16 protein-coding genes are annotated in these 13,885 nt (G+C 58.4%); 12 read left to right on the top strand and 4 right to left on the bottom strand.

Annotated elements, in window-relative coordinates; genetic code table 11:
* On the top strand, positions 1-766 hold a 766-nt coding region (locus ABD815_RS13805), incomplete at its 5' end, for a 3-dehydroquinate synthase family protein (RefSeq protein ID WP_344847967.1).
* Here ABD815_RS13805 and ABD815_RS13800 read toward each other — a convergent pair.
* Positions 763-954: a hypothetical protein gene (locus ABD815_RS13800; RefSeq protein WP_344847965.1), complete on the bottom strand. Its 192-nt coding sequence runs from the start codon at positions 952-954 to the stop codon at positions 763-765. The genes ABD815_RS13805 and ABD815_RS13800 overlap by 4 nt on opposite strands.
* Positions 955-1,017: 63 nt before the next feature.
* Positions 1,018-1,539: a single-stranded DNA-binding protein gene (gene ssb / locus ABD815_RS13795; protein WP_344847963.1), complete on the bottom strand. Its 522-nt coding sequence runs from the start codon at positions 1,537-1,539 to the stop codon at positions 1,018-1,020.
* A 172-nt stretch (positions 1,540-1,711) separates the two neighbouring features.
* Here ssb and ABD815_RS13790 point away from each other — a divergent pair, with 172 nt between their 5' ends.
* Both ABD815_RS13790 and ABD815_RS13785 read left to right on the top strand, forming a co-directional pair.
* Complete coding sequence (locus ABD815_RS13790) at positions 1,712-2,305, top strand: lytic transglycosylase domain-containing protein (RefSeq protein ID WP_344847961.1); 594 nt, start codon at positions 1,712-1,714, stop codon at positions 2,303-2,305.
* A gap of 85 nt (positions 2,306-2,390) precedes the next feature.
* Complete coding sequence (locus tag ABD815_RS13785) at positions 2,391-2,906, top strand: hypothetical protein (RefSeq protein ID WP_344847960.1); 516 nt, start codon at positions 2,391-2,393, stop codon at positions 2,904-2,906.
* A gap of 50 nt (positions 2,907-2,956) precedes the next feature.
* Here ABD815_RS13785 and ABD815_RS13780 read toward each other — a convergent pair whose 3' ends face one another.
* Both ABD815_RS13780 and miaA read right to left on the bottom strand, forming a co-directional pair.
* Positions 2,957-3,895 carry a helix-turn-helix domain-containing protein gene (locus ABD815_RS13780; protein WP_344847956.1) on the bottom strand — a complete coding sequence of 313 codons (939 nt, stop codon included), beginning with the start codon at positions 3,893-3,895 and terminating at the stop codon, positions 2,957-2,959.
* Positions 3,896-4,013: 118 nt separating this feature from the next.
* Positions 4,014-4,904 (bottom strand): tRNA (adenosine(37)-N6)-dimethylallyltransferase MiaA, encoded by an 891-nt coding sequence (gene miaA / locus ABD815_RS13775; protein ID WP_344847954.1) that lies wholly within the window; start codon positions 4,902-4,904, stop codon positions 4,014-4,016.
* Positions 4,905-5,006: 102 nt separating this feature from the next.
* Between miaA and pyrH the strand changes: the two genes are divergently transcribed.
* The 9 genes from pyrH (at position 5,007) to ABD815_RS13730 (ending at position 13,861) form a co-directional block, all read left to right on the top strand.
* Entirely contained in the window at positions 5,007-5,747 is a 741-nt protein-coding gene (pyrH, locus tag ABD815_RS13770; RefSeq protein WP_344847952.1) for a UMP kinase, read from the top strand.
* Between the two features lie 59 nt (positions 5,748-5,806).
* On the top strand, positions 5,807-6,370 hold the full coding sequence (gene frr / locus ABD815_RS13765; protein WP_344847950.1) for a ribosome recycling factor: 564 nt from the start codon (positions 5,807-5,809) through the stop codon (positions 6,368-6,370).
* Between the two features lie 117 nt (positions 6,371-6,487).
* A complete protein-coding gene (uppS, locus tag ABD815_RS13760; RefSeq protein ID WP_344847948.1) occupies positions 6,488-7,204 on the top strand; it encodes an undecaprenyl pyrophosphate synthase in 717 nt (238 codons plus the stop codon).
* Positions 7,201-7,875 (top strand): phosphatidate cytidylyltransferase, encoded by a 675-nt coding sequence (locus ABD815_RS13755; RefSeq protein WP_344847946.1) that lies wholly within the window; start codon positions 7,201-7,203, stop codon positions 7,873-7,875. Before uppS ends, ABD815_RS13755 begins: the two co-directional genes overlap by 4 nt.
* A gap of 2 nt (positions 7,876-7,877) precedes the next feature.
* Positions 7,878-9,044 (top strand): 1-deoxy-D-xylulose-5-phosphate reductoisomerase, encoded by a 1,167-nt coding sequence (gene dxr / locus ABD815_RS13750; RefSeq protein WP_344847944.1) that lies wholly within the window; start codon positions 7,878-7,880, stop codon positions 9,042-9,044.
* Positions 9,045-9,063: 19 nt separating this feature from the next.
* Positions 9,064-10,398 (top strand): RIP metalloprotease RseP, encoded by a 1,335-nt coding sequence (rseP, locus tag ABD815_RS13745; RefSeq protein WP_344847943.1) that lies wholly within the window; start codon positions 9,064-9,066, stop codon positions 10,396-10,398.
* Between the two features lie 126 nt (positions 10,399-10,524).
* The gene (locus ABD815_RS13740) at positions 10,525-10,656 is read left to right on the top strand and encodes a hypothetical protein (protein WP_344847941.1); all 132 of its coding nucleotides are present in this window, start codon (positions 10,525-10,527) and stop codon (positions 10,654-10,656) included.
* A gap of 164 nt (positions 10,657-10,820) precedes the next feature.
* On the top strand, positions 10,821-13,217 hold the full coding sequence (bamA, locus tag ABD815_RS13735; RefSeq protein ID WP_344847940.1) for an outer membrane protein assembly factor BamA: 2,397 nt from the start codon (positions 10,821-10,823) through the stop codon (positions 13,215-13,217).
* Positions 13,217-13,861, top strand: coding sequence for an OmpH/Skp family outer membrane protein (locus tag ABD815_RS13730; protein WP_344847939.1), 645 nt, complete (start codon positions 13,217-13,219; stop codon positions 13,859-13,861). Before bamA ends, ABD815_RS13730 begins: the two co-directional genes overlap by 1 nt.
* The last annotated feature ends 24 nt before the right edge of the window (positions 13,862-13,885 follow it).

Here is a 13,885-nt window from a genome sequence, read left to right as displayed (position 1 = left end):
ATTTGCCGCCGCGGTGTTGCGCCGTGGTGTTCGTTTTGTCCAAATCCCCACAACCCTGCTGGCGCAGGTCGATAGCTCCGTGGGAGGCAAAACGGGAATCAATGCGCCTCAGGGGAAAAACCTGATCGGCGCCTTTCATCAGCCCTCATTGGTTCTGGCGGATGTAGCCGTTCTGGGCACGCTGGCTTCGCGCGATTTTCTGGCCGGATATGGTGAGGTCGTGAAATACGGCCTGCTCGGGGATGCGGAATTCTTTTACTGGCTGGAACGCCATGCACCTGCCATGGCGGCGGGTGATATGGAAAAACGGCTCTATGCGGTCAAACGCTCTGTCGAAATGAAGGCAGAAATTGTCGTGCGCGATGAAACCGAACAGGGCGACCGAGCGCTCCTGAATCTCGGGCACACATTCTGTCACGTGCTTGAGGCGGCGACGGGCTATAGCGACCGTTTGCTGCATGGTGAAGGCGTGGCCATCGGTTGCGCGCTGGCGTTTGAACTTTCGTCGCGGCTGGGACTTTGCCCGCAGGAAGAACCCTCACGGGTGCGCGCGCATCTGAAAGAAATGGGGATGAAAACGGACATTTCCGACATCGAGGGTTCATTGCCCACGTCGGAAGATTTGGTCGATATGATGGCGCAGGACAAAAAGGTGATCGACGGTCAACTGCGCTTCATTCTTGCGCGCCGCATCGGCGAGGCATTTGTCACCCCACAAGTACCCCGTGACGCCGTGGTTCGCGTAATCGAGGACGCGCGGCGTTAGTCTTTGGAATCAAGATCGGCTTTCAGCGCGGCCTTTTCGTCCTTCGTCAGCTTGTTACCCCATTGGTTTTTGGAAATGCCCATATCGTGGGGCATGGGTTTTGTCTGGCCGACTTTGACTTGTCCTCCTTTTTCGAGAAACGCCTGAATGAGCGCGTCGTCTGTATTCGGCTTGGGTACTTTTTTCATCGGGTTCCTCGCAGCGTTGGTTTGGGAAAAGAAAAACCCCGCCGGAGCGGGGTTTTGCATGTCTTAGAACGGGATTTCATCGTCATCCATAGATGGGCGCGGGGCGCCGCCGCCCTGTGAGCCGCCACCCTGTGAGCCGCCGCCACCTGATGAGTAGCCGCCATCATCGTATCCGCCGGAAGGACCGCTGTCGTAGCCGCCGCCGCCGCCCTGACCACCGCTGCCGCCATCGCTGCGACCGTCGAGCAGTGTCAACTCGCCGCGATAGGGGCGCAACACGACCTCGGTGGAGTACCGGTCCGCGCCGGACTGGTCCTGCCATTTGCGGGTTTCGAGTTGGCCTTCAATGTATACCTTTGAGCCTTTGCGCAGGTATTGTTCTGCGATGCGGGCGAGAGGTTCGGAAAAAATCGCGACCGAATGCCACTCGGTGCGCTCTTTGCGCTCGCCGGTGTTGCGGTCTTTCCAGTTCTCGGACGTGGCGATGCGCAGATTGCACACCTTGCCGCCGTTTTGAAAGCTGCGCACCTCTGGGTCGCGGCCCAGATTGCCTACCAAAATGACTTTGTTCACCGAACCGGCCATACGATCGTCTCCTCGAGTTTGATGGCCCCTTTACATCACCCTTGGTGGTCCAAGTGAAGCGGAAAACCGCGTCCTTCACCGAAGGTCATGGACGCAAAGCTTGGAACACGGGCGCGGTCTGACTATATTGCGCCGGAAACGTTGGTTTGTGTGACGGATATGGGGGCCTTCAATGATGCGTGTGAGGCATAGGTTTGCCGCCACAGGGGTGGTGCTCGCAATTCTCGGGGGCGCGGCGCAGGCCGATGAACTCTTTGCGACCAAAAATCGCAAATCCATTTATGCCTCTCAAACATCGGTTCTGGACGGGCGCGCGAGCGATCAATACCGCGCCTCTGTCGATTTGCAGCCCGAGCGGTTTGTCACATCCACAAATACTATCCTGCCATATCAGGGCAGTTACAAAGGTGAATGGTTGCCTGTGGCGCGCTCTGTCGCGACGCGCCATGGTGTGCCTACCGATCTCTTTTTGCGTCTCGTGCAGCAGGAAAGCGGGTGGAACCCGAAGGCGCGCAGTCACGCAGGCGCCTTCGGCCTTGCGCAATTGATGCCGCAAACTGCGCGCCTGTTGCGGGTCAATATCGCCGATCCACGCCAGAACCTGGACGGCGGCGCGCGCTATCTACGGATGATGTATGACAAATTCGGCTCATGGCGTTTGGCGCTCGCCGCCTATAACGCAGGTCCCGGAGCGGTGGATAAATACGGTGGGGTTCCGCCATATCGTGAAACCCGCAACTACGTCCGGATCATTTTGGGGTCGTAGCGCGGGGAACTAAAGCCCGCTGTCGGGGGTTCTTTTGTCAAGGAGGCGCGGATCGTCGCGCCCGAATGAGACGAAAGGATACGACATGAAAAGCCTTTATGGTGCGGCCCTTGCCGCTGCGATTTTTGCCACTCCGATCAGCGCCAAACAACTCGAAGTTTCGAGTGTGATGGTTGAGGCGGATCTGACCGCTGTGGATGCGAATGCGCTGGCTTTCTGGCCGGAAATTGCGGGCGATCTGACACGCATGGTGGCCGAAGGATTGTCACCACAGTTTGACGAGGGGTCTGACTACTCCGTCGAGGTTGAATTGTTCGAGCTCTCTCTCGAAGGCAACCCGATCCTCGACGAGGATGGCGAATTCAATACCATTCGTGGGTGGATTTACCTCTACGGCCCCGATGATGATGTCTTGCCGATCAAGAAGTACAAAGTCGACTATACAGCGACGGCAGATGGCCCGGATGTCGTGCCCACAGATGTCATCGTGGTCCCGCCAAGTCGCGGTGACTACTACGATGCTCTGACGACTGCCTTCGCGGCAAAAGTCATCACTGATATCTCCGGTTTGCAGGAAGAGTGGCTCGAAGAGGAGAGCTAACGCTACCTCGCAGAAACGCTAGATGGCCCTCGCGCAGAGATGCGCGGGGGCTATTTTGTGCTGCGAAAGGCCCGCGGGGACACGCCGGTTTCGCGACGAAACGCGCGGGAAAAATAGGCTGCGGAATGAAATCCGAGCTTTTCGGCGACGGTTTGAATGGGCAAATCGGTTTCGCGCAACATGCGCCGCGCTTCAAAGTGGACGCGATCTGACAGAACTGCAGAGGCCGGCCGGCCACAGGCAATATTACATGCGCGCGACAAATGTGTCGGCGTCACACCAAGTCGGGCGGCGTAATGCGACACCGCGTGATGGGTGCGAAACTCGGTTTCAACCTGCGCGGTAAAGGCGGCGGCGAGGCGGCGGGCGGCATCCGGCGTCAGGTCATAGTCCGGCATTACCTGAGTTTGGCGGTTTAGCCAGACGGCGATCAATCCGGCCTGAAGAGCCATCGCTTTTTCGCGACCTGCAAAGTCGCCTTCAATCTCGCGATTGAGCGACTCGATCAGGTTTGAAATCTCGTTTTGCTGGGTGACTTCGCGAAACCGCATGTGGAGCGGCGTTGCGGGCAAATCAAACGCGGGGTCATCAGGAATATGGACAATATGTCCGTAAACCTGCCCGACGGCCTCAAAGCCGTACATGGTTCGCGGTGGCAGAAAGACGAAGTTATGAGGTCCAAAGCCGCGCGTGACACCGGCGACCGTGACCCGACCCTGACCGCGGGTGAACCACAAGATTGTGGGTGTGCGATGTGACCGCATGGCTTCGTTGCGCCACTTGCCGCCTTTGGATGTAAGGTGGTTGAGCGGTTGCACGCGGTAGGCGGGCGCTTCAGGTATCTCTGTGATCGAGGGCGCGCGGCGGCGACGTTGGGGTTTCGTGTCACCGGTCGCGGCCAGCGGCTGCGACGGTTTGCTCACCGAAAAGTCATTGAGCGGCGCCGTCAGATCACCGAGCGGCGGCGTGTGAAAAATTTTGCGGTTCATTCCACCCTCAGAACTGCGAATTGTTCGTTTCGTGCAAAACTAGGGATTGGGGTTGTGGTGAGTCAAAGAAAATGTGGGAAATCAATGAGATATGGTGTGCTGTGGTGCCTGCCGCAATTTATGCCGCGGGGAGCGATATCTTGTGGTAGCCGCCCATGCGGGCTCTAAACCACGTGCGCTGACGCTTTGCATATTGGCGTGTGGCGATAATCGCGGCCTCCCGCGCCTCATCCAGAGTCATTTCGTTGCGCAGATAGGCGACGAGTTCAGGCGCACCAATCGCTTTTGAGGAGGGCCGTGAGGGGTCCCAATCGGCGAGATTCGCGCGAACTTCGTCCAATGCGCCCGCCGCGAGCATCGTGTCAAAGCGGCGTTCGATGCGCGCGGCGAGCCAGTCGCGATCCGCATCCATTACGATCGGATAGCATGTCTCCACCGGCAAAAGAGGCGGCGGCGTATCGTCCTGCCAGTCCGCGAGGCCTTTTCCGGTGGCGCGCAGGACTTCCCACGCCCGTTGAACGCGCATCGGATTCAATCGGTCAATCCGGCCCGCCGTTTTGGGATCTTCGCGGTCAAGGTCGTCGAGAAGGTCGGCATGACTACCGGAATGTGCGCGAATCCGGTCCGCACTTTGGCGAATGTCATCGGGGGTCGGCGGGATTTCAGCCAGTCCTTCGGTCAAGGCGGCAAAGTTCAATCCGGTGCCGCCAACAATTATCGCGCGCTCGCGGCCTTCGATCCAGGGCGCGACATCGCGTAGCCAGTGCCCAGCGGAGTAGGGCGCATCATAGGGCACATGGCCGTAGAGAGCATGGGCGCAAATGGCTTCTTCGGCTGCGGACGGGCGCGCGGAAAGAACCCGCCAATTCGCGTAAACCTGCAAGGCGTCGGCATTGACGATCACGCCACCTTGGGTGGTGGCGATTTCAAGCGCCAGCGCGGATTTTCCCGATGCGGTCGGTCCCGCGATCAGGACTGGCTGCTCTGATGAAAGGCCTTTAGGGATCATGTCGGATGCCGTGGCGTGAATTTTGTCGCAAGGTGCATTGATACTCTGCCGGTTTTGGATCATTTTGACGCGCAATCACGGACATACAAGGCGGGACCCCCCATGAGCAACGCGGAACAGGATCAACCTTCCACGACCTACAAACGTGTTTTGTTGAAAATCTCGGGTGAGGCGCTGATGGGCGACCAGGCATTTGGCCTGCATCCACCCACAGTCGAACGCATCGCGCGCGAGGTCAAAACCGTCCACGACATGGGCGTCGAAATCTGCATGGTCATTGGTGGCGGGAATATTTTCCGCGGGCTTCAGGGCTCTGCACAGGGGATGGAACGCACCACGGCCGACTATATGGGCATGCTGGCCACGGTCATGAACGCGCTTGGGATGCAGGCGGCGCTTGAGGCGCTGAAAATCCACACGCGCGTGATTTCAGCGATCACCATGAACGAAGTGGCCGAACCCTACATTCGCCGTCGCGCTGTGCGACACCTTGAAAAAGGGCGGATTTGTATTTTTGCGGCAGGCACGGGCAACCCCTATTTTACGACCGATACGGCGGCGACGCTGCGGGCCAGTGAAATGAGCTGTGAGGCGATCTTCATGGGCAAAAACGGTGTTGATGGTGTTTACGACAAGGACCCGAAAACCCATGCGGATGCGAAGCGTTACGATGATGTCACCTATGACGAAGTGCTGTCCAAGCACCTCAAGGTCATGGATGCCTCCGCGATTGCGCTGGCGCGTGACAATAATTTGCCGTTGATTGTTTTTTCGCTCGACGAGCCGGGTGGTTTCCGCGGGATTCTCGCGGGAGAAGGCACCTATACAATCGTGCATGGCTAGGGCTATAAGCGGCGCGACCGCGCGCTGAGCGCGACAAGAACGTTACGAAGGGGAGCCCGATGTCTGAGGAATTTGAACTTGATACCGACGATCTTATGCGCCGGATGGATGGGACATTGGCAAATTTGCGCACCGAATTCGCGTCCCTGCGCACCGGCCGTGCATCGTCTGCAATGTTGGAGCCTGTTCAGGTCGACGCCTATGGCCAGATGACCCCCATTAATCAGGTTGGCACCGTCAACGTGCCCGAACCCCGGATGGTGACGATCAACGTTTGGGACAAGGCGCTCGTCGGGAAGGTTGAAAAAGCCATCCGCGAAAGCGGTTTGGGCATCAACCCACAGCTCAACGGCACCATCATCATGTTGCCGATTCCCGAGTTGAACGAAGAACGCCGCCGTGAACTCACCAAAGTGGCCGGTCACTATGCAGAACACGCCCGCGTGGCTGTGCGCAATGTGCGTCGTGACGGGATGGAGCAGATCAAAAAGGCCAAAGGCGACGGGATGTCCGAGGACGACCAGAAAATCTGGGAATCCGAGGTGCAGGAACTCACCGATACCTACATCAAAAAGGTCGACGACATGCTTGAGCACAAGCAAGAAGAGATCATGCAGGTATAAGTGCGGGTTGCGTCGGTCGGGAGGACCGGTGTGATCGTTTTAATGTTTGCGCCACGACCCGAAGGCGATGCCTTTTGGGGCGTTGGTCCGGTAAGGTGACAGGAAGGGGAGGCTGAATTGGCGGAAGCTGGCGTTGGCCCTAAACATGTCGCCGTGATTATGGACGGCAATGGCCGATGGGCGCAGGCCCGCGGCAAACCGCGTCTCTTCGGTCACCATGCCGGCGCCAAGCGCGTGAAAGACATCGTGCGTGCCTGCCCTGAACTGGGCGTCGAATATCTCACCATTTTTGCCTTTTCGACCGAGAACTGGAAACGGACCCAGACCGAGGTGTCGGGCCTTATGTCCCTCTTTCGCCGGTACATTACAGGTGAGATGAAGGATCTGATCGCGGAAGGCGTGCGCGTCCGCTTCATCGGGGATCGGCTCCGGCTCGACAAAAAACTGGTCGCGTTGATGGATGAACTCGAAACGGTCACATCCGGGAACACCAAAGTTCACCTGACCATCGCCATCAACTACGGCGGCCGCGACGAGGTGGCCCGTGCAGTGCGCGAGATGGCGCGGGATGTGGGGGCAGGGACGCTCGATCCGGAGACCGTGAACGAGGTTACGCTGACCTCATACCTTGATACCCGCGTTCTGCCCGATCCCGATTTGGTGATCCGCACCTCGGGTGAAGCCAGAATTTCCAACTTCCTGCTCTGGCAGTCGGCCTATTCCGAATACGAATTCATCGATACCCTGTGGCCGGATTTCTCGGTCGATGTGTTCACCGAATGTATCTCCCGATACGCGGATCGTGACCGCCGGTTTGGTGGGGTCAAGGCATGAGTCGTATTCGTGATCGCTGGGGCGATCTTGGTGTGCGGGTGACGTCTGCGTTCGTGATGTTTTTGATCGGGCTCGCCGCGCTACTCATCAGCAAATGGACCTTTTTTGCGCTCGCCTGCCTCATCGTGGTTGTGGGTGTCTGGGAACTGGTTTGCATGGCGCGCGCGACGTCGGCCGTGGGCGGAATTGGTCAGTCGGATGTGCTGTGGTTGGTGGCCTACGGGATTTTGCTCTGTGTGGGTGCATTGGGCCTGATCGGTTTGCGGTTTGCCTTTGGAATCAGTGGTGTGGCTATGATCATTGCGCTTGTCGTGGTCACAGACACCTTGGGGTATTTCGTTGGGCGCGCGCTTGGCGGGGCCAAATTCTGGCCGCGGATCAGCCCGAAGAAAACTTGGGCGGGTATTCTGGGTGGATGGGCCGGGGCTGCGATCCTCGCCCTGATTGTTGCACCTCTCATGGATCTTAAGATCGCGCTTTGGGTCGCGGTGATCGGTGCGATGGCGCTCTCTTTCGCGAGCCAGATGGGCGATATCTTCGAGAGCGCGTTAAAGCGGCGCATGGGTGTCAAAGACAGCTCGAACCTGATCCCGGGTCATGGTGGCGTCCTTGACCGGTTTGATGCGTTGATTGCCGTTGGCGCCCTGGTGTTCCTGATGGGGTTGATGTGACCATGCGGCGGGTGTCCATTTTCGGGTCTACGGGATCGATCGGTCAATCGACCATCGATCTGATCCGCCGCGATGCACAGTCCTATGATGTGGTGGCGCTGACGGGTGGGGCCAACGTGGACCTTTTGGCCCATGATGCGCGCGCACTCTGTGCTGAGGTCGCTGTCACCTGCTATGAAGATCGTCTGCCCGCGCTGCGCGATGCCTTGGCCGGAACGGGGATTGAAGCTGCAGCAGGTGAGGCCGCATTGGTTGAAGCGGCGGCACGCCCTGCGGATTGGATCATGTCGGCCATTGTCGGCGCGGCGGGTCTCGCACCGGGGATGACCGCTCTGGCGCAGGGCACGACACTGGCGCTGGCCAACAAGGAGAGCCTTGTCACCGCCGGACCGCTTTTGATGGAAACCGCAAAGGCGCATGGCACGAAGGTCTTGCCCGTTGATAGCGAGCATTCGGCAGTTTTTCAGGCGCTGGTCGGGGAAGACATCCAATCGGTTGAGCGGATCATCATAACCGCGTCCGGCGGGCCATTTCGCGACTGGAGCCACGCCCAGCTCGAACAGGCGACACTGTCGCAGGCTCTCAAGCATCCATCATGGGATATGGGGCAGCGGATCACGATCGATAGCGCATCCATGTTTAACAAGGCGCTGGAAATTATTGAAACAAAAGAGTTCTTTGGGGTTGTCCCAGCGCAGATCGAAGTTCTGGTCCATCCCGGATCGACAGTGCATGCGCTGGTCGGGTTTTGCGACGGCGCGCTCATGGCCCATCTCGGTGTTCCCGACATGCGCCACGCGATCGGATATGCATTGCACCATCCGGACCGGCGCATGTTGCCAGTCGCGCGGCTCGATCTGGCAGCCCTCGGGACGCTTCATTTCGAGGCCCCCGATGAGCGCCGTTTTCCGGCACTGCGACTGGCGCGCGAAGTCATGGAGACGGGCGGGTTGGCTGGCGCAGTATTCAACGCAGCAAAAGAGGCGGCGCTCGACCTGTTCATCGCCGAAAAAATTGCATTCACCGATATGGCGATCCTTGTCGAACGGGTCCTCGCCGAAATGTCATCGGGTGTTGGCCTTGGAAAAGGCTCAATAACACTGGATACCGTAAGAGAATCTGATTCAGAGGCGCGCGCGCGGGTTTTTGAGGCATCAGGCACAAACTGAATAATCTGAACGGGACGTTATGGATTTTGCGAGCATCTTTTCTTCACTAGGCGGCACCGCTTTTACCGTGGTCTTTTTCGTCCTCGCGTTGTCGATCATCGTGGCCGTGCACGAATACGGGCATTACATTGTCGGACGCTGGTCGGGAATTCATGCGGATGTCTTCTCGCTCGGGTTCGGCAAACCTTTGGTGCAGCGGACGGACAAACGCGGCACGGTCTGGCAAATCGCGGCGATCCCATTGGGTGGCTATGTGAAATTTGCCGGTGACGCCAATGCGGCCTCTGCGCCCAATGCCCATGCGGTTGATGCCTTGCCCGAAGAACAACGTCGCCACACCATGCCCGGTGCACCGCTATGGGCGCGCACGGTCACGGTCGCGGCAGGCCCGATGTTCAATTTCATCTTCTCCGCACTCGTTTTTGCCGGTTTTGTCCTGCTTAACGGGCAAATGGGCGATCGTCTGATCGTAGATGAAGTCCATGCCATGCCGACAGAAGTCGCGCTGCAGACAGGCGATGTCATCCTGGCCATTGATGGCACCCCAGTGCCTGACCTCGATGAATTTGGACCTTTCCTGCAGGATTTACCTCCAGTGGCCTCTATGACCTATTCGGTTTTGCGCGAGGGCGCGGAAATTGAGGTAGAGGCGCCGCATCCGCTGCCGGTGATTGTCGGAGGCATCTCGCCCAAATCCGCCGCCGGTGACGCGGGGTTGAAGGTCGGGGATGTTGTCACCCACGCGGACACGCTCAAACTCAACAGCTTTTATCAACTTCAGGACATCGTCGCGGCCGCTGCCGGTCAGCCCGTTACGCTGACAATCTGGCGGGACGGGGAAAGTTTCGACACCACATTGAAGGCGCGATCGCGGGATCTACCCGTGGCTGATGGCGGTTTTGAGACCCGTTGGCTCATCGGGATCACCGGATCCAACCTGTTTACCGTGGGAACAGAGCCGGTCGGCGTTTTCGAAGCCCTGAAAATCGGCACGACGAACGTTTGGGAACTCATCAAACTCAACCTGTCTGGCCTTTACCACATGATCACGGGGTCGATTTCGACCTGTAACCTCACCGGTCCGGTTGGCATTGCGAACACGGTATCGACCATGGCCTCTCAGGGAACGGCGAGTTTCATTTCGACGGTCGCCCTGATTTCGACGGCGATCGGTCTGATCAACCTGTTCCCGATCCCCGTTCTCGATGGGGGGCATCTGGTGTTTTACGCCTATGAAGCGGTGCGCGGCAAACCTCTGCCGGAGCGGGCCGTCGGGATCATGATGACCATTGGCCTCGTGGTGATCGTGACCTTGATGTTCCTCGGTTTGGGTGCCGATTTCTTCTGCATATGACCAAATTCCTGCCAAGTTCAGCCCAAATCTGGCCACATTTGCCGCCTAAAAAGTGACTACATCCGGCGAATGTCGGGTGGTTTCGCACTTATCAGGCGGGACGTTTCTGGTGGGAGAGGAAAAATCATGATTGTAATCCGTGACAGCTATCAAAGCCTGAGCCAGCTGGCTGAACTCAATTGGGACCGGTTGCTCTATGGTGGCACAATTGCTCTGGCACTCGTGGCAGGGTCGTTCTTTGGCCAATATTTCCTCTGAAGAGTTTACTCTGAGCGGAAATCACAACCGATAACCTGCGTGATGTGCGGGTGATGAACAGACGCCTTCGGGCGTCTTTTTTTGGCTAAGTGTCTTTGATCGGGCGACCTTTTGGGCGCGCATAATCCTGCCGGTTCAGGGCGGCGGCGGTCAGGGGGGCACCCATGGCTTTGACAAGCCTCAACATTGCCGTTACTCCGATATCAACCGGGGTTATCGAGACGGCTGCCATGTCCTTTACAAACATTGGGTCGATGGGCCCGCGTCACGCGGATCGTCCGCGTTTTTCCTTCCTCTTCACGCTTTTCGCGGCCATTGCGCTCGTCCTTACGTTGGGCACTGTCAGGCCGGTGGAAGCACAGGATTTCCGCTTTACCTCTGTATCGATCGAGGGCTCGCAACGCGTCTCCGCGGATACGATCCTTTCCTATGCAGGGATTGCACAGGGTGAAACGGTCTCGGCGGCCGAGTTGAACGATGCCTATCAGGCGGTAATTGCCTCCGGACTTTTTGAGACTGTCGAGTTTGTGCCGCAAGGCAGCCGACTGGTGATCCGCGTCACCGAGTTTCCGGTGGTGTCGCGCATTGCGATTGAAGGCAATCGGGTGATCGACGACAACGCGATCGGCAATCTCATCCAGACTCGCGTGCGCCGTGTCTATTCGCCCGCAACCGTAGAGGCCGATGCAAAAGCGATCACAGAAGCCTATGAGGCCCGTGGTCAGCTCGCGGCGACCGTCACGCCACAGATCATCCGTCGCCCTGAAAACCGCGTCGATGTGGTTTTTGAAATTCGGGAATCGCGCGGCGTGGAAATTGAACGGCTCTCTTTCGTTGGGAACCGCGCATTTTCTGACGGGCGTTTGCGCCGTGTTCTGGAAACCAAACAGGCCGGATTGTTCCGCTTTATCGTGGGTCGCGACACTTTTGCCGCCGACCGGGTCGAATTCGACAAACGCGTTCTGACAGATTTCTACACCTCGCGCGGCTATGTCGATTTTGAAGTGCTCAATGCCGCGGCGGAGTTTTCGCGCGACCGTGGTGCCTATTTCCTCACCTTCACGGTGCGGGAAGGCAATCCCTATGATTTCGGAACGCTCACGGTTAGCTCCGAGATTGCGCAGGCCGATCCTGCCGATTTTGAAAAACTGATCCGTATTCGCAAAGGTCAGACCTATTCACCGGTCGCTGTTGAAAACGCCATCGCGCGCATGGAGCAACTGGCGACGCGTGACGGGATCGATTTCCTGCGGGTTGAGCCGCGTGTGACACGCAATGATCGCGATCTAACGCTCGATATCGAGTTCAACCTTGTGCGCGGTCCGCGTGTTTTTGTTGAGCGCATCGATATCGAAGGTAATGCGACGACGCTTGATCGTGTCGTGCGCCGCCAATTCAACACCGTTGAGGGTGATCCCTTTAACCCCCGTGAAATCCGTGAAGCCGCGAGCCGCATCCGTGCGCTCGGGTTCTTCTCGGATGCCAGCGTGAATGCCCGCGAAGGCAGCGCACAGGACCGTGTTGTCGTGGACGTCGATGTTGACGAACAGCCAACCGGATCGTTCACTTTCGGGGCCAACTACTCGGTCGCGGAAGGCGCGAGCCTTGTGGCGAGTTTTTCGGAAAGCAACTTCCTCGGTCGCGGGCAGAGTCTGTCGTTCAACCTGACCACACGGCTTGAAGATGGGTCTCTGTCCTTCAATTTCGTCGAACCGGCGTTTTTGGGTCGTGATGTGGCCTTTGGCCTGTCCGCCGGTATCGGGACCTCTGCGCCGATCTACGCCGATCACGAACAACGCCAGGCGAGCGTTTCGCCCCGCCTGACGTTCCCTGTGTCCGAGCGTGGTCGCCTTACGGTGAACTACCGTGGCGCGCTGAGTGAAATCCGCAATCCCGACGGGAATGTATTGCCGGCGATCATTCAGGCCGATCTGGACGCAGGTCGGGTGACGACCCATTCGCTGGGCTATCGGTATGATTGGGATTCGCGCCGCGACGGGATCAATCCGGACACCGGCATTCGTGTGGCCTTCGGTCAGGATTACGCGGTGGGCGGGGACGTGGATTACGTTCGCTCCTCTGCGGAAGTTTCCGCACTTACAACTATCATGAACGGAGACGTGGACCTTCGTGCGACCATCGAAGGTGGTGTGATCCAGTCTGATCAGGGCACGCGCGTAAACGACCGGTTCTTTACCGGCCCGTCGATCATTCGTGGTTTTGAACCCGGTGGAATCGGTCCGCGCGACACGGCGACGGGTCTCGCTCTCGGCGGCAACTACTATGCGGTTGCGCGGCTCGAGGCGGTGTTCCCGCTCGGTCTGCCCGAAGAATACGGCGTACGTGGGGGGCTGTTCTTTGACTATGGCTCTCTTTGGGGGCTGGATGATGACACCGGAACCGATGGCAGTGCCGAGCGTGAATGGCGTTCGGTCGTCGGGGCGTCCATTTTCTGGACCACTCCGATCGGCCCGTTGCGTTTCAACTTTAGCCGCGCCTTGGACAAAGAAACCTACGATCTCGAACAGACATTCGATCTGACTATTTCGACGAGCTTCTAATGCATCCAGGGTCGGCTCGCCTTTGGCGGTTTCTTCTGGCGCTCCCTCTCATGGTGTTCACCGGCCTGCCGGTTATCGCCCAAGAGAGCGCGTCGGGCACGCCCGCAGAGCAGGCTGTGCGTCAGGCATTACCGACACCTATTGTCGTTTTTGACCGAAGCCGCGTGATCGGTGAAAGCGAGACCGGTCGCCGTCTCGAGGCGCGTGTTCAGGAGGCGCGCGATCGCGTGCTCGCCGAAAACGAGGCCCTCTATAACGAGTTGGAAACCGAAGAGCGGGCGATATCGCAAGCACGTAGCCAGATGACGGATGAGGCGTTTCGCGCCCGCGCCGATGCCTTTGATGAAAAGGTGACGGAATCGCGGGCCCAACAGGCTCAAAAAGCCGAAGCGGTGCAGGACCTCTATGACACTGGGCTGCAGGCCTTGGAGGCGCGTATGAACACGGTGCTGGCCGATATTGCCAACGAGATTGGTGCCATCGCGGTTTTCGAGCGTCAGCAGGTCTATCTCGTTTCCGGTGGCGTCGACATCACGCAGGTGGCAATCTCGCGGCTCGACGCGATGATCGAGAGCGATGGAGACATCGTAGAGGGCGAAGAGGACAGCCCCACTGAGGCCCCGCCAGAGCCGGAGCAAAAGTAGGCACGCGCTTGTCAGCAGCAGTAT

The organism is Celeribacter arenosi (assembly GCF_039539485.1).
GTDB classification, from domain to species: Bacteria; Pseudomonadota; Alphaproteobacteria; order Rhodobacterales; family Rhodobacteraceae; genus Celeribacter; species Celeribacter arenosi.
This window is presented reverse-complemented; position numbering and strand designations above follow the sequence as displayed.